Annotated in this window: 14 protein-coding genes and 1 pseudogene; 2 read left to right on the top strand and 13 right to left on the bottom strand. The window is 37.7% G+C overall.

Annotated features, from left to right (window positions below):
• Positions 1–327, top strand: a pseudogene (locus R3333_RS05690) (coproporphyrinogen III oxidase); the annotation flags it as partial.
• A 10-nt stretch (positions 328–337) separates the two neighbouring features.
• Here R3333_RS05690 and R3333_RS05685 read toward each other — a convergent pair.
• The 12 genes from R3333_RS05685 to R3333_RS05630 all read right to left on the bottom strand — a co-directional run bounded on the left by R3333_RS05685 (position 338) and on the right by R3333_RS05630 (position 14,316).
• Positions 338–985, bottom strand: a complete 648-nt coding sequence (locus tag R3333_RS05685; protein WP_318957823.1) for a response regulator transcription factor — start codon at positions 983–985, stop codon at positions 338–340.
• Entirely contained in the window at positions 972–1,742 is a 771-nt protein-coding gene (locus R3333_RS05680; RefSeq protein ID WP_318957822.1) for a sensor histidine kinase, read from the bottom strand. The genes R3333_RS05685 and R3333_RS05680 overlap by 14 nt, the downstream gene beginning before the upstream one ends.
• 136 nt (positions 1,743–1,878) lie before the next feature.
• The gene (locus R3333_RS05675; protein ID WP_318957821.1) at positions 1,879–2,550 is read right to left on the bottom strand and encodes a hypothetical protein; all 672 of its coding nucleotides are present in this window, start codon (positions 2,548–2,550) and stop codon (positions 1,879–1,881) included.
• A 1,949-nt stretch (positions 2,551–4,499) separates the two neighbouring features.
• Positions 4,500–5,180, bottom strand: coding sequence for a hypothetical protein (locus R3333_RS05670; protein ID WP_318957820.1), 681 nt, complete (start codon positions 5,178–5,180; stop codon positions 4,500–4,502).
• A gap of 18 nt (positions 5,181–5,198) precedes the next feature.
• Positions 5,199–5,708, bottom strand: coding sequence for a histidine phosphatase family protein (locus tag R3333_RS05665; protein ID WP_318957819.1), 510 nt, complete (start codon positions 5,706–5,708; stop codon positions 5,199–5,201).
• Positions 5,709–5,717: 9 nt separating this feature from the next.
• Positions 5,718–6,560 carry a biotin-dependent carboxyltransferase family protein gene (locus R3333_RS05660; protein ID WP_318957818.1) on the bottom strand — a complete coding sequence of 281 codons (843 nt, stop codon included), beginning with the start codon at positions 6,558–6,560 and terminating at the stop codon, positions 5,718–5,720.
• Positions 6,554–7,270: an allophanate hydrolase subunit 1 gene (locus tag R3333_RS05655; RefSeq protein ID WP_318957817.1), complete on the bottom strand. Its 717-nt coding sequence runs from the start codon at positions 7,268–7,270 to the stop codon at positions 6,554–6,556. The genes R3333_RS05660 and R3333_RS05655 overlap by 7 nt, the downstream gene beginning before the upstream one ends.
• Positions 7,267–8,010 carry a 5-oxoprolinase subunit PxpA gene (pxpA, locus tag R3333_RS05650; protein WP_318957816.1) on the bottom strand — a complete coding sequence of 248 codons (744 nt, stop codon included), beginning with the start codon at positions 8,008–8,010 and terminating at the stop codon, positions 7,267–7,269. The genes R3333_RS05655 and pxpA overlap by 4 nt, the downstream gene beginning before the upstream one ends.
• Position 8,011: 1 nt before the next feature.
• A complete protein-coding gene (locus R3333_RS05645) occupies positions 8,012–9,223 on the bottom strand; it encodes an Nramp family divalent metal transporter (protein ID WP_318957815.1) in 1,212 nt (403 codons plus the stop codon).
• A 99-nt stretch (positions 9,224–9,322) separates the two neighbouring features.
• Positions 9,323–10,750 (bottom strand): MATE family efflux transporter, encoded by a 1,428-nt coding sequence (locus R3333_RS05640; RefSeq protein ID WP_318957814.1) that lies wholly within the window; start codon positions 10,748–10,750, stop codon positions 9,323–9,325.
• 274 nt (positions 10,751–11,024) lie between these two features.
• Positions 11,025–12,161 carry a PepSY-associated TM helix domain-containing protein gene (locus R3333_RS05635; protein WP_318957813.1) on the bottom strand — a complete coding sequence of 379 codons (1,137 nt, stop codon included), beginning with the start codon at positions 12,159–12,161 and terminating at the stop codon, positions 11,025–11,027.
• A 253-nt stretch (positions 12,162–12,414) separates the two neighbouring features.
• Positions 12,415–14,316 carry a S9 family peptidase gene (locus R3333_RS05630; protein ID WP_318957812.1) on the bottom strand — a complete coding sequence of 634 codons (1,902 nt, stop codon included), beginning with the start codon at positions 14,314–14,316 and terminating at the stop codon, positions 12,415–12,417.
• A 185-nt stretch (positions 14,317–14,501) separates the two neighbouring features.
• Here R3333_RS05630 and R3333_RS05625 point away from each other — a divergent pair, with 185 nt between their 5' ends.
• Complete coding sequence (locus R3333_RS05625) at positions 14,502–15,950, top strand: T9SS type A sorting domain-containing protein (protein ID WP_318957811.1); 1,449 nt, start codon at positions 14,502–14,504, stop codon at positions 15,948–15,950.
• 162 nt (positions 15,951–16,112) lie between these two features.
• Here R3333_RS05625 and R3333_RS05620 read toward each other — a convergent pair whose 3' ends face one another.
• Positions 16,113–16,253 (bottom strand): hypothetical protein, encoded by a 141-nt coding sequence (locus R3333_RS05620; protein ID WP_318957810.1) that lies wholly within the window; start codon positions 16,251–16,253, stop codon positions 16,113–16,115.
• Between the last annotated feature and the right edge of the window lie 49 nt (positions 16,254–16,302).

Genomic DNA, 16,302 nt, shown 5'->3' with positions numbered 1-16,302 from the left:
GAAGACTATCAAGCTACCATCAACAAGGGAGAGCTTGCTGTTTTTAGAGGTCATTTCTTAAGTGAAGAAGACGAAACAGTACGTAGACTCATTTTAGACTTAATGTGTCGTTACAATGCAACTATTCCTGCAGAAATAGCAGCTAGTGATTTCGTCAATGAAGCTTTATTACAAGAATTATTAAACGATGAATTGATTACTTACGAAGGTGGTAAACTTGAAATCCTTGAAAAAGGAAAACCCTTTCTTCGCAATGTTTGCATGTGTTTCGATTTGAAACTTAACCAACGCGAAAAAAGGGAGCAGTTATTTAGTTCTACGATCTAAAAAAGAATGATTAGATAAACAATCCGTTTTGCATGGCGTACATCACCAAACCAACACGTGATTTTACGCCTAATTTATCGAATACAGAAGCTCTGTAGTTGTCTATGGTTTTGACACTTAAGCACATCTTATCTGCAATCTTATCGTAGGTATCTTCGGAGCAAGCTAATTCTATGAAGCGCAATTCTTTCGCGTTCAATGCGTCCTGCTTTTCTAATTCCGATTTATCCCCATTGATGGTTCCTATTAATTGAGAAGTCATTTGTTCCGTATAATGAAACCCCTTGTCTACCATGTCCAATATGGCACGTTCCAATTCTTCTGGGTCTACATCTTTTGAGATATATCCTTTAATACCTAAACGCAACATTTTTAAAAGAGAGGTATCATCATCATTCATGGTTACAATCAATAACTTCATGTTTGGATATAACTCCTTCAATTGTTTTACCGTTTGGAAACCATCCATAACCGGCATATTGATATCCACTAAAGCTAAATCTGGAGTTTCTTGACGCTCTAACTGATCCAAGAAATGCTTGCCATGATCAGCTTCACACACAACTCTAAAGTCTTGATTTATGTTTTGAATTAGGTTCGCTAACCCACTTCTAAAAAGCTTATGATCGTCTACTACGGCGATATTAATGTTCTCCATGTTCTATACTTATTTGATAGGTTGTACCTTTACCTGGAACCGATTTCAAATCAAATGTTCCACCAATAAATTTACATCTTTCTTTAATATTTAATATTCCAGAACCAAGGGTTACCTCATCCAGAACAAACCCTTTTCCGTTATCTTTTATATGAATTAGGTCCTTGCCATTTTCTACTGCGATGGTAATGTATACTTCCGTTGCCTCGGCGTGTTTAATCACATTGTTCAGGATTTCTTGCACCATTCGGTACATAAAGATCTCCTTGTTTTGTTCAAAGCTAACCTCACCGTCGGGTAGGTCTAAATGGATCTTTAATTCTCCCGCTTTTTCGTAACGGTCAACATCCATTTTAATCATACCCAATAGCCCAAATCGTTTTAAATTCTCCCCTTTTAAACTTACCGACAAAGAACGTATATCTTGTATATGTTGCTTAATGAGCTCCATGGACTGTTGCAAATTTTCTTTACCTCCATCACCTACGTGTTTGTTCAGCAAACTCAAGTTCATTTTTATCAAAGATGCAACCTGACCAAAATTATCATGTAACTCTCTAGAAATGGTAGTAAGCGTCTCCTCCTTCATTTCTATTTCAGCCTGAAGTACTGCTTGTTTAAATTGCTCACGTTCCAATTCGAAGACTTCTTGTTTTCTCCTGTAAAGGATGATAAAATAAATAATGAACACCAACAATGAGAAAACCAGTAAGGTACCCGTGATAACAGAAAAAATAATTACAAATTGATCAGACATAAAACATTAATATCATCTATAGCAGTAAGCACCTGTACAAGTTAAAAATTCATTAACTCAAGCAATTTTATAAAAAGGAGCAAGTTCGAAAATAAACAGAAAAATGAATTTTCCTTCTTTAAGTAAGCTCTTCTTATTAATTGACCGTTTCTACTTTATAACTGTTCCCGGCAGTTGAACAACTTAAGCCTGCTCCAACATATTTCCCCTGCAATACGCCCGAATTCATCTTTGCTAATGCGAAATTCAAATGTCTATGTTCTTTACTGTTAACAATGGGACCAAGCACAGGAATGAATACAAATAAATCATTCTTATTTTCCAAAGTAATTTTCTGGTCTAAACCAACAAAACAAAGCTGTTCAGGTAAGAAGTTGATCCCTTTTATTGTTTCACCATTTCTCAATGTAAACACATCCTTTCCAGATAAAACCCATTCTTTTAAATCGTCGTTCATTTCCACAGGACTCGTCGTGTTATCACAACTTTTTAAGGCCTGCTCGCTTATGGGCAAGGTAACCGGTGGAAAAGTAGGAAACTTCTTTTTTTCAGCGTCAACTTTTAAATTCGATATGGGAGCCAAAGACACTTCTAGTCTCCCCTTATCAGAATTTGAAGTGAACTCTAAGTTCAAATAAACCTGATTCGTTTGCTCAATAACTTCTGCCAAATCTTCTCGAGTGAAAGAAAACCCTCTTATGAAATTTCCATAGGAGTCAAAAAACAGATCTTGCCTTTCGGTATTCAGATACTGAGCATCCTGTCTTTGTTCCTCTTTGGTAATACTATTACTTGTTTTTACTTCCATTGCTTCTATCGGTTAGGGCAAAAGTAACTTGTAGTACTTGGGAACATGCACTTTATTAAAAAATACAGGCATAAACATTCTGTTAATAGGGGGAATTCCCCTTTACATTTCAGGAAGTCTCCTTACAACGATTTATTTAATAATTAGAATCTTTGCCCCATATATAATTGAGAACTTATATAATACGCATTTTACTAACCACAAATTAAGGCACTGGAGATCTTCAGTGCCTTTTGCATTCTACCCTTTTTCCAGCGCTAAGTTTCTCGGCTTTAAGAATAAAACATACAGCAGAATAAGGTAGGCAATATCCATACAAATAGTGGATAAATCGAAGAGAAGTAACCGGTAACGAATTAAAGTTTCCAAGGGTAGTTGATACAATACTGGCCTGAATGTCAAACTCCAAAAATTAACGCTGTAGATTAACAAATTGGCGAAAGTATATAAGAACAAAGGGTTTTTCCAAAGCACAAGGTAATGAGGGCTCTCCATCAATTGTATACAACTCACTAAGCAGAGAATAATGACGTATATACAAAAGAATGCTACCGAGAAAAAGGGGAATACATGTACTTTATTCAAATAAATGGGGTTCACAATAATGACGAAGAGCATTCCAAGGGTAATCCAGTTGTATATTTTGGTATTCTTAGGGTTGAAATTGAGATAAATGCCAAAAATGAAATAATTAATCACCGTTAAAAACAGTGTAATTAATAAGTAGTTGAGGGTATTACTAATATTAAAAACCCCAAAACAGGCCACCATAAATTCAAGAATAAACAAACCTGTGAAAAGCATGGTAATAAACCTTCCTATTCTCAACAACCTGCTATAGTTTCGAATTCCGTAAACACTGCCCGTGACAAGAATAAGATTATAGATGATGTATTGTAGCGAGAGGATATCGAAATAGTAAAAGAAAAAATAGTCTAATGCTAAGATGGATAGAATGATAAGTAGGGTAATCTTAAACTTTCGAATTCTTGAAACCAGCATAAGTCACTGTTTTCTTTAAAGTTAACAGATTTTCATCATTAGAACACTCCCCTATTTCACAAATAAACACGGGATATTTGTTCATGAACGATTTAACTAGTAATTAGACCTTTTTCGTTTCAGCGTTCACCTGTTTCTCTTGTCCAACCAACAAAAGAATTACAAATACACAATAAGCTATTTCCATGATATAATTGGAGAAATTAAAGAGTAGGAACTTATACTTTAACATCACCTCCATAGGTAATTTATGTAAAACGGGACGAAAAGACACATTCCAAAACTTTATACAGTACATTACAAGTGAGGACACACAAAACAAAAATTGAGGATTTCTCCACAATTGCGTTTTAATGGGTACATCTATTAATTGATACAGTAAATAGAGAGACATCGATATGACGTAAATACAAAACAAGCTGACAGCAATAGATGGAAATCCGGATAAATTCCAATTGGATAGCATTATTACTAAAGAAAGACCAGTAATGATTAGTGAGAGTAGGTTAAGTCTTTTGATTTGCTTCCCATTATTTTCTAAAAACTGCCTAAAAATGAAGTGGTGGAGTAGCAGTAAAAAAAACAATATCAGAAAATAATACAAAGAATAAAACAGCCTTAGATGAGTCATTATCATCCCACCTAATTCGAATAAGAAAACTCCTGAAAACAGGACGGTAATCAATTTAATAATTTTGGATTTATTTTTAAATTGATTCAAACCAATAATGGCTCCCGTGAGCAAGGTTAGAAGGTACACGAAGTTATTCAAGGAAAAGATATAAACATGTACACCTTTTAAATCCAAATAAAAAACTATCGATAAAATTATTAGAACAATTAATAAAAATACTCTTTCCTTCATTCCCTTTAAATAAGTAATTCAACTTAATGAATCTTGTAAAAAAACATGAACTGGTGTAAAACACCAGCTCATAGATAAATTACTAAATAAACACGGTCTGATAATTATTACAAGCTGTAGGACATGGATCTACAAAATCAAAGATATCTCCCGATACTACACCATCGTTTACGTAAGCCAAAGCAAAGGTTAAATAAGGCTTGTTGGTTAAACTATCTACAGGTCTTATCATAGGAATGAACGCAAAGGTATCGTTCTTATTCTCAGAAGTTGGTTGGTCTTGTAGGCCTAACGCCTCTATCATATCTCTTGTAAAGTTATACCCTTTCACCTTTTCATCAGAAGCTAAAATCAATGGTTTTGGATCAGCGTCATTGATGTAATCGTTGTACATATCTGTGAAGTCCCTGGCCGTAACCGTTTTTCCATCTGGATTGGTAGCATTATTTGTGTTAAAAGTTAAAGCTCCAGACATTGGAGTTGTGCTACTTACGTACAATGCATTTATGTCAATTACACCACCGTCTACTCTACACAATACTAAATTTAGGAAGTCTATGCTAGCTCCTGGGTACGGACTCAGCGCCGACACCATAAAATACTCACTTGTTGCACTCGTTCCTAAAGCATCATATAATTCCTGGCGCGTAAAAATGTGACCTGTAATTTTATCTCCGTTCGGGTCTAAAAAATTTGCACTTGTTCCGTTTGTAGCGAAATCTTGTACTTGAGGTTTAATCGTTGCTAAGTTAATTAATCCCATAATTGGTTATTTATTGATTTAAAATTTGATTGTTTGAACGGTAACATCGTTACCTAGCAGGAGTAGGTTATATATTTTTTTGTACTCGTCTTTTTCAATTGTTTCTTGTGGTCGTACACCACCCAATTTTTCTATCATGGGTAACAAAATATCTCCATGACCGCAAAGTGCTATAACTTTTGCATCACTTTTCTTTATTTCATCTACAACCTCTTCCCAGGCTTCCCACTTATAATATTTTACGGGAACACCTGTGCTATCTATTAAAGGTTTAACAGTATTTAAGTTTCGAATGTATTTCGTTGTATAAATCTCTTCGAGGTCAACCTCTTTTAAAATATTACTGATTTGCACAGCTTGTCTTTCACCTTCATCCGTCAGAGGTGGGTTATCCGTCTTGGTGGTCAACTCCTTTTCAGCGTGTCTGAACAAATAAATAGTTTTCCCACTTTCCTCATTTGTACATGCAGATAAGGTTATGAATGAAAGTAAAAGGAATAGAATGATAGGTTTTTTAACAAATTTCATAGCATGAAGTTAGAATTTCATTTTAAAATGCAATTGCTCGCGTGTACTTTTCTGTGCAATTTTAGAGCATCCTAGTTCAGTTAATTGAAGTATCCTTGGATATCCTCCACTTGTAGCCGAATCTTTCATTAACACAATTAATTTACCTGATGGTGTTAATTGCACAGTACCAGGAAGTACAGGACTTGATAATATTTCTGGTAAATTGTGTTTCACCACTTCCTCTAACTGATAACCCATTCGGTTGTTCTGGTTTCCTATAGTGAAAGATTGTGTTACTAATGCTTCTCGTTGCTCCTCTCCAAGTAATAAAAATTCAGGACCCGGCTCAACCTCTATTTCATCAGAAAACAACTCTGCATTTACCACAACATTTCCATATTTGTCTAAAAAATTTGCCTGAGTTAAGTAAGGTAATTTGTCGCCAGCTACACAACGTGATTGTTGCGTTACCCCCTCAAACCAACTTCTACTCCCATAGTGTTCAGGTGTTTGAAAACCGCCTTTTATTGCCATATAAAGGCGTATACCTTTCTGACAATAACCCACCTTTACTTCAGTATTTGCTGTGATGGGATAGGCTTTGTTCAGTTCTATTTTTTCACCGTTAATTTTTACTTCAGCTTGAGCCCCAGAAAATGCAATAACCGCAGGTGTATCAAAATGCATGTGCGGACCTATTTGGGTAATCTCCAACAAGGCATCCTCCGCCTTATTATTAACCAAAGCATTGGCAATTTGAGCAGATAAATCATCCATACAACCTGAAGTAGGAATACCTTTATTGCGGTATTTCCACCTGCCTTGATCTTGTACAGAAGTATAAAAACCAGGTTTAATAAATGTTAGCATGGTATAGATTTTAGCTTATAATTTCGTTGATCTGCTGCTTTTTTTATGAATTCATATTCTTGGGTAGATACGGGTATAAACTTGAGATAATCACCCGGTTGAATTCCATTTTCTTCACGCAAGTTAAGTTGTAACATATCCACCGGTGTATTTCCAATGATGTTCCACCCTCCAGGAGATTCTACAGGGTAAATTCCCGTTTGTTGTCCTCCCAAGCCCACAGCTCCTTTTGGCGTAATTTTTCTTGGTATGGACTTCCTTGCTATATGTAATTTTTCATTCAACCCACCGAGGTAACAAAAACCCGGTAAAAAGCCCATGAAATAAACCAAGTAAGTTGGGGAGGTGTGCAAAGTAATCACCTCTTCCTTACTCAAACCATTCTTCAAACACACCTCAGGCATGTCTAAAGCATAAGGTTTTTCATAGCAAACAGGTATATGCCAAGTTTGACGATTCTTTAGGGTATGATTGAGCACACTTTCATTGACGAAAAACTCAATTTCCTTTTCATCCTCCGTGCTAGGTTCATCCTTGAATTGTAATAAAATACTGTTGTAGGCATTTTGCGTAAAAGCCAAACGCTTGGCATATTTCTCTTGTAAAGCGCTCTGAAAACTCAGTACTTCCATCAAGATTTCTTCTTTGATCTCTGCCGGCCACGTTAACAAGACACCATGACTCCCGTATTTCACGCAATTCACTTTCATACCACTCGTATTTGTTCATTTTGTTCCCAAGCCGTTCTGAGATAATGCAAGACATCTTTCGCATTGGGATTATCTCCATGTATACAGAACGTTTCTCCTTGCATTTCTATGGTTTTCCCTCCTTTGGTCTTTACTTGATGATGCAAGGCTATGTTTTCAATTTGCATGAGTATATCTAAAGGGTTTTGCAATACAGCACCTGATTTTGACCTTTTCACCAACAACCCTGATGCATTGTAAGCTCTATCCCCGAAAGCTTCATTCATGAAATGAACACCTCTTTCTAGCGCTACACTTTCCATTACACTATTGAAAGGAACGTAAAGTAAATAATCCTCAAAAACACGGTTACACGCATCTATAAAAACATGGGCAGTAACCGCATCTTCTGCTGCCTTGTTGTAAAGAGCTCCATGCGCCTTGATATGGTTAAGTTCCATATTTTCCTCCTCCATTACACTTTTGAACGCCTCTAATTGATCCACGATACTTTGTTCTAAAGCTGAGAAATCTATCTCCATCACCTTACGACCAAAATTTTCTTTATCGGGATAGGACGGATGGGCTCCTATTCGCACGCCAAAATGTTTGGCGAGCATCATGCTTTTACGCATACTTTCATGATCACCATAATGACCACCGCAAGCGATGCTACATGAACTTAGAAAAGGCATATAATCCTCCTCAGTTTCTATTCCTTCTCCTACGTCTGCATTTAAATCTATGTGTACTGAATCCATCTTAAAATAGTGTGTATATGCTTTTTATACTCATTCCAAAAGCGAAGAGAATGACCAATCCGCCTAAAATGTTTTGTGTAATTGTATTCCTTGCGTTACCGAGTATTGATTTATTGTTCATCATCCATAGCAAAACCACCGCTATAAGGGGTAAAACGATGGCATTGGCTACTTGTGCAAATTGTATTAAATCCAAAGGTTTGAGTCCTAAACTCGATAATGTTACTCCAATAAGCAGCACAAATATGGCTACAGCCTTTTCTTGTTTTTCGTTCAAGTTGAAACATCCTTTGGCCACAAAACCTGCTGCTAAAGGTGCCGTGATTGCACTTGTGAGTCCGGCAGCAAACAAACCAAACGCCAATAAATATTGCGCAATATCTCCGTAGAGAGGCGCTAAGGAGGAAGCCAGTTGATCGGGAGATAGTAATTCTTGCAAACCACTTTCTGCAGCACTTACTACAATGGCCATCGAAACTAGCCCCCCTAAAATCATGGCGATTACCACATCTCTTTTACTTTTCACAAGACCTTCTTCTCCCTTCCATTTTTTAGCGGCAAGAGATGCATGTAGGAACAAATTGTACGGAACAACGGTGGTTCCGATAAGTGCAATGACCGTTAGGAAACTATCTTGAGGTTGCTCAAAAGTGAAGAGTCCAGCCAAGAATTCTGACCATTGAATATCTGATATTAATGCTGTTGAAATGAAGGCTAAACTCATTAATATGACGAGTGTAAGTAGTAAGCGCTCTACACGAACGAAACTTTTCAAACTCAACAAAAACAAAGCGATTCCTCCCAGAACAAGACTATAAAAATTGAATTGAAAGGGTCCGACATCCTGGGTAAAAGAACCAAAAACACTTTCTAGTCCCATGCTCCCGCCGGTGATGTTTCCTCCTTCGTAAGCGGCATTACCTACAATAATTGCAGCAATGCTAATTCCTAATACGAGGTATTTCAAAAAGGGATTTGTTATCGTTTCTCGCATCACCTGCGCCAAGCCTTTTTGACTCACCACACCTAAACGAGCTGCCATTCCTTGAAACAAAATACAAATGAAGACAGAAAGCATAAGTGCCCACAACAATGCATAGGAAAAGTTAACTCCTGCTTTGGCACATACGGTAACCGTTCCGGGTCCGATAAAAGCAGCAGCAACCAGAGGACCAGGTCCTAGATCCTTGAATACATTGATTAGTTTGTTCACCCTCCTAAGGTAGTAAGAGTTTGGAGAGGTATTGAATACTTCTGAAATCAGTTATTCACTTGAGGCTGTTGGTTAAGTACAACAATCTTTGTATTTGAATTAAGCTTGGGTTAAGCTTCTCTTGGCCAAATTGTCCGCTATCTTTTGTTTTACCACACGGTAGAAATAATAACTCACCAAGGCCGTAAAGACATCTGCAAATACGAAAGAGTACCAAATACCATCTAAGCCCCAGAATAAGGGCAATATTAATACCAATGGCACCAAGAAAATGATTTGTTTACTCAAGGATAAAAACAAAGCTGGCATCACTTTACCCACGGCTTGATAATAACCACTCATTAACATATTGATTGCCACCAATGGGGTTGCCGCAAATATCCATCGCATCGCGAAGGTTGCTCCTTCAATCAGTGAAGTATCTGCTGTAAAGATCATTACGATGTACTCCGTAAATATCATGATGAGTACAAAAATGATAAAAGCCATAATCGTTGCCCACTTGATGGATAAACTGATGATATCTGAAACCCTTTGAAAGAGTTTTGCTCCATAGTTGAAACCTACAATAGGCAAAAATCCTTGGGTTACTCCTAAAATTGGGAAGAAGGCAAACATGGCAATTCTATTTACAATACCATAGACAGACAATGCGATGTCTCCCCCGTACTCTACCAAGGAATTGTTCAGGACTATTGCCAAAATAGAGATGGCACCTTGTCGAACCAAAGTTATAGAACCAATAGACCCAATTTCTTGAATGATTTTGGCCTTCCATATCATCTGCTTCGCCTTAAAATTCAATTTAGAACGCGTAGAAAAGAAGAAAACTATAGTATATAAGGCACAAGCAATAAAAGAGACTGTTGTGGCCCATGCTGCTCCCTCTATCCCCATATCGAAGTAAACAATTAATATAGGATCTAAAACAACGTTAATTACTGCAGGGATAATCAGAACAATCATGGATATTTTAGGGTAACCTTCAGCTCTAATTACTGAATTGGTCATCATTGCGATGGTAAGAAAGGGAACCCCGTAAAGCAGTATATCAAAATAAGCTGTGGCAGGTGCTGTTATATTGCCAGCTGTTCCAAAAAGCAAAAGGATTTCTTCCATGTAGAGTGAACCTCCGATATAAAACAGAAGGGCAAAAGCTACTGTTAGGCTGACCATGTTCGCAAAAGTATGGTTCGCTTTTTCCTGCTTCCCTTCTCCGAATGCTCTGGAAATGATGGAGGATCCTCCAACACCTATGGCCATACCTACACTGGACATTAGAAATTGAATAGGCATAACAACGGTAATTGCACCGATAGCATATTTTCCTACCCAGTGCCCCACAAAAATTGTATCGACAATACCGTAAATAGCCATTACAAGAATACCAATGGACGCAGGAATAGCCTGTTTACTCAATAATTTCGCAAGGGGTTGCGTTCCAAACTCATTGGTTTTATTGGATTTCTCCAAGCTTTTATCGAGTGGCTGATTATCAGACGTATCGGTTTTGTTTGTACTGCTCATTGTTTGCAAAAATACTATTTAAAAGCACTAGGTTTAACTATTCTTCTCTTCTAAAATTGGTTGATTTAAGACATTAGGTGATTTGACACAAAATTCAACCGCCTTAGGGATAGCAGCGGCAGCCCGATAGATAAAAAGTTTAGAAATGTTTTGGGTGCAAAGCGACTTTAGAAGCTTAGCAACCAACCTACATGCCTTACTTTTTAGCCGAGGACTATAGCGGAAAGCCCGTCCCCAAGAATCTTGGGGAAAGGCCCTTGACTCAACTATAAAACTATTTCTTTTTCTTGCGTTTACCCCACCAAACTAGGGTTCCAGTAACGGGTAAACTAGCGATAATCAATGACGCTAAAAAGGCGATGATTTTACCGGGTAGTCCGCCAATGGCTCCAATATGTATATCGTAATTCATTCTGAACAACTTATCCGTAGCATCCGCATCAGCGTATTTTCCCCAAAGGTGATTGACCTCTACCTCTTCCAAGGTTTTCTGATCAAAAAAGCGGTAATCAGTTCTGTAATGGGTGCCTTCATCCGGCTGAATAGAGATGTATATCGTTGATGAATCTGTATGGGGAACGTGCACTTCTATGTTATCGGCATTCGGGTATTCCAGCATCATACGGCGCCACATTTCATCCATGTTGTTTTCCATTTCATGGATTGGTAAAGCTGCCTGACCTTTTAAAGATGGTGAGTCTGGTTCTACGTAAACAATAGATTTTTCACCCCCCAGCAATTTATAACTGCCGTAAGCAAACCAACCAAAGCCCCAAACCAAACCGGTTAAACACAAAACCATGGCGATGGAGATGACATAAAACCCAAGGATGTTGTGTAAGTCGTAATTTTTACGTTTCCACTTGGTCGTTTCTTTCCATTTGAACTTAAAGCGTTGTTTACGCGCATTCTTGTTTTTCGGCCACCAGAGAATGAGTCCGGTGATAAGCATGAAAAAGAAAATAAGGGTTGAGGTGGCAACTATGGTTTGACCTATTTTTTCGGGCAGCCAGAGGTAGTAATGTCCGTCTAAAATAAATCGGAAAATGCCGGAGGTTAAGTCGACATATTTTATGCCCTCCCCTGTGGTTGGGTGCACGTAAAACGCATCGTAAATGAGCTCAGAAGTATCTGTATGACCTTCGTAATATATCACTTCTAGGGCCTTGTCTTTCCCTAAATAATTGATGGAATGAATATGTTGTGCTGGGTAGATAGAATCTGCAATGTCTGCTACTTGAGATGGCGTTAAGAAAGGGGCATCTGTTTGCTCTACATGCTTGTAGTCTTGATACAGACTTTGAATTTCCTCCTTAAAGGCATACAAACAACCAGTTATAGCTACAATAAATACAACAACTCCAGTAATTAAACCGAGCCACTTGTGTACAACTAAAAATCCTTTCCTCATTATTTCTTCTCCCTACTAGTTTTCGAATGCCGCAAAAGTCGAGGCTTTTGGAGGAGGAAACAATACCTAGAGTTAGGTATTTATAATGATTCTAAATAGCAATAAAGACTTTTAGACAGTTAGATTTTTAGACGGTTAGATGGCTAGAGTAAACAAATTAATTGTAAGTACTACGCGATACAATCGCGCTGTAGCAGTAGAAAACAAAAAAGCGGAACATTACTGCTCCGCTTTTTTGAATATTCTTGAGAAACTACAAGGTTTCTTTTAACCATTTCTGGAATTCTGTATGCCAGATGAGTGAGTTTTGGTAGTCGAGTACCCAGTGATTTTCTTCTGGGAAGTACAACAACCTACTTTTTAAACCTTGCAATTGAGCCGCTTGGTAGGCTTCTAAACCTTGTCCAATTGGCACTCTGAAGTCTAAACCTCCTTGGATAATCATAATTGGACTGTCCCATTTTTCTACGTGATCTGCTGGGTTGAATTCGTTGTAAGCTTTTTGAGCTACAGCGTTGTCTTTGTCCCAGTAAGCGCCACCTAAGTCCCAGTTTACGAAGAACATCTCTTCTGTAGTACCGTACATACTTTGCCAGTTAAAGATACCATCGTGTGCTAAGAAGGTTTTGAAACGACCTTCATGAATGGCCGCTAAATAGAATACTGAGTAACCTCCATAAGAAGCTCCAATACATCCTAAACGCTCTTTATCTACGTAAGATTCTTTGGCAACATCATCGATAGCTGCTAAGTAATCCTTCATGTTTTGTCCTCCGTAATCTTTAGAAATTTGTTCATTCCATTCAACACCATGACCTGGCATACCTCTTCTATTTGGCGCTACAACGATGTAACCTTGCGCAGCCATCAATTGGAAATTCCAACGGTAAGAGTAGAATTGAGAAAGGGCTCCTTGTGGTCCACCTTGACAGTACAACAAGGTTGGGTATTGTTTTGTAGAATCGAAATCTGGAGGATAAACCACCCATGTAACCATGTCTTTACCATCTGTAGTTTTTACAATACGCTTGTCGATTTTACTCAAACCTATAGAATTGTATAGATCATCATTTTCGTGGGTAATTTGTGTCATTTCTCCCGACTTCACATCCACACTGAAAACTTCAGAAGCGTGGTTCATATCTCCACGCATCACCAAAAGATTTTTCTTATTCCATCCTACGATACCACGAACATCGAACTGTCCGTTTGTAATTTGCACAGGTCTATTCAAGATCTTTTTCTTACCTGGTAAATCGATTCTAAACAAATGCGCCTCACCTCCTGTTGGTGCTACGAAATAGATGCTTTTTTCATCTTCTGACCATGCAAAAGAATTTACGGTTCCATCCCAAGCACCCGTTAAGTTGTGTTTTGTCGTTCCATCGAAATAAATGATATCATTTTTATCACTTTCGTAACCATCGCGTTTCATTTGCAAGTAGGCTAACTTTCCTTCAGTTGAGAAAATAGGGTTGGTATCGTATCCCATGTTTCCTTCCGTAAGGTTAGAGGTCTCTCCAGTTGCAATGTCGTATACGTAAATATCAGTGTTTGTACTTACAGCGTATTCCTTTCCGTACAACTTTTTACATACGTAGTAAATTTTGGTTCCGTCAGCATTCCACGTGTAATCTTCTGAACCTCCGAAAGGTTGCGTTGGACATTCGAACTTTTCACCAGCCATGATATCCACCATCTCACCTGTCTCCAAGTTCTTTACGAAAAGGTGATTGAATTTTCCGTCTTGCCACGTATCCCAGTGTCTGTAATCCAAATCATTGTATATCTGAACGTTCGATTCCTTCAATTCTGGGTAGTAATCTGTTCCGAAAACTTTGTCCAGCTTCACTTCTTTTACCACAATTTGGTATTTACCATCTGCAGAAATAGAGGCGTCTCCTAAAATCTTAGCAGGATCTTCTATGCTTCTCTTCGCACCATCTTTAAGGTCCAAACCAAAAACTTCCGTGCTCTTTTTATTACTTGCAATATCTACCTTAGATACAGCATAAATTAGCTCAGAAGTCTCGGGATTTACACCCATTCCTCCTACTCGGTTCAATTCTATCAATTGCTCTGCAGTGATACCTTGTTGTGCCTGAGCACCAAATCCAAGGGTAGCTGCAAAAAGCATTACTAAACTTTTCTTCATGTTTCTTTTCTATGAAAGGTTTGTGAAATATCGTTTGCCAAGATACTATTAATTCATGATTCAAAAATTAAAATTGAAAAACAAGCGCTACAAAAGTAGACCTGTATATTTACTTAAAATATTTTACCATCTCAATTCGAAAAACTTACGTTTAGAAAGGTATATTCATCACTAAATCAAGCAACATGAAAACACTAACTACAGTAACATCCTTATTTTTACTGGGTGCAGCACTGGCACAAGACTATGTTCCTTTTCATTCTCCAACTAAGTTTAAAGCGGTGGGTGGAACGGAAGAGAAGTTCTTCTTTGCAGAAGAAATGAACTCCAACAACTCTACATTAGAAATAAAACAATACCAAGTAGCTAGCGATGTTCTGCAAGCTCCAAATCCCAACGATATGGGATGTGGTTCCTATGGAGATATAAACCTAGCTACATCCAATTGGTTGGGTAGAAATATAGATTACAATCAATTACTTCATGAACTAGAAATGGATAATAATATCTCTTTTAACTTTGATTTAAACTTGGGAGATTCTGCGGTATTCACCACTACCAACAACACAGATTATTACCTCAAATACATTTCTAAAACACAAGAAAACATTCTCAATTTCACCGATTCTGTTAAAGCTTACGCCATCGTGGCTTATGATGGGCAAGGAAACGCTGTAACCACTTCTTATAGCGCAAATCCCATCAAAATTGCTAAACATTTGGGCGCCGTTCGTTTTATAGATATTCAGGGTTTTCCTATCAATGCGTCAGAATATGAAATATTTGGGCAGGTAAATGACAATGAAGGTCACCTCGGATCTTATGCCCCAACCTATGATGAAGTTTACCCTTGGGAAGTAGGAGATACACTACAATATTCTGGATATTCTAGTATACAAAGTTCACAATCAGCTTACCATGCTATAAATACAGTAACTGTAACCAATAGAGTTGAAACCACTGATAGCGTATTCATTTCAATTTATAACGACTTATACACCTATAATCCTGGTGGATTCGTATATAATATAACCTATCCCCCTGTGATTAAATTCAAAAAAGGAGAAGCACTTACCACTTACCCTTCGAACTATTTCGAATACATGAAAAAATATGACGTGGGTGAAGTTCAATTTGAAACCCTAACAGGCAATGGAATGGAAATGTCTGATTTCATTTACGGAGATTATTGTGATTCATGTGACTGTTTCCCTGCCTTTGAATTATATCAGGTTCTGTTTGAAAATTACACCTACATGGCACCTTATGGTCAGGTTCACAGAGAAAAAACAACCTATGATGGAACCATGGGAGTAAGTGCCGAGGTCAAACTAATTTTCGCACGTGTTGGCAATAACACCTACGGAACTTATGTCGCTGCTAATGTAAGTGAGGCGCAATTAATAGCCGTAAAACTAGCGCCCAACCCAGTAACAGATTTGCTCGAACTTTCAAGTAACGAGAGAATAGCAAGCATAAATATTTACAGTACTACGGGGGCTTTGATTCAAACAAAAGAGATCAATAACCAACAAAGTAACCTGGATGTTCATGACTTCAACCCAGGCGTTTACCTCATCCGAATTACTTTCGATAACGGTCAACATACTACCCAACGTTTTGTGAAACAATAAATCTTTTAGTACACATAAAAACCCCGGAACTAAGCTTTTAGGTTTTTTTATTTCCAAGAATTTGGAAGAGATTTAAAGGTTTGAGAAGGAGGATAAAAATCATTTATTGAATTTCAAACTGGCAAACAGCCGGGCCATACACTATAGTTCACGTTTTAAACATCAAGTAGACTTAAGCTGCACGTTCACTTCCGGTGGTCGTAAGCGTGCAGCAAAGTCAACTAAATGTTCACAACGCAAAGCTGCCATTGCTGTCCCTGTTTGATTTTTAATCCACCATAAAATTGATACTCCAACTTGCATCACTTATATCTTTGAAACGCAAGATATATGTACCTTTTTCTAAAGCTGG

Source organism: Lishizhenia sp. (genome assembly GCF_033720595.1).
Classification (GTDB): domain Bacteria; phylum Bacteroidota; class Bacteroidia; order Flavobacteriales_D; family Crocinitomicaceae; genus Lishizhenia.
This window is presented reverse-complemented; position numbering and strand designations above follow the sequence as displayed.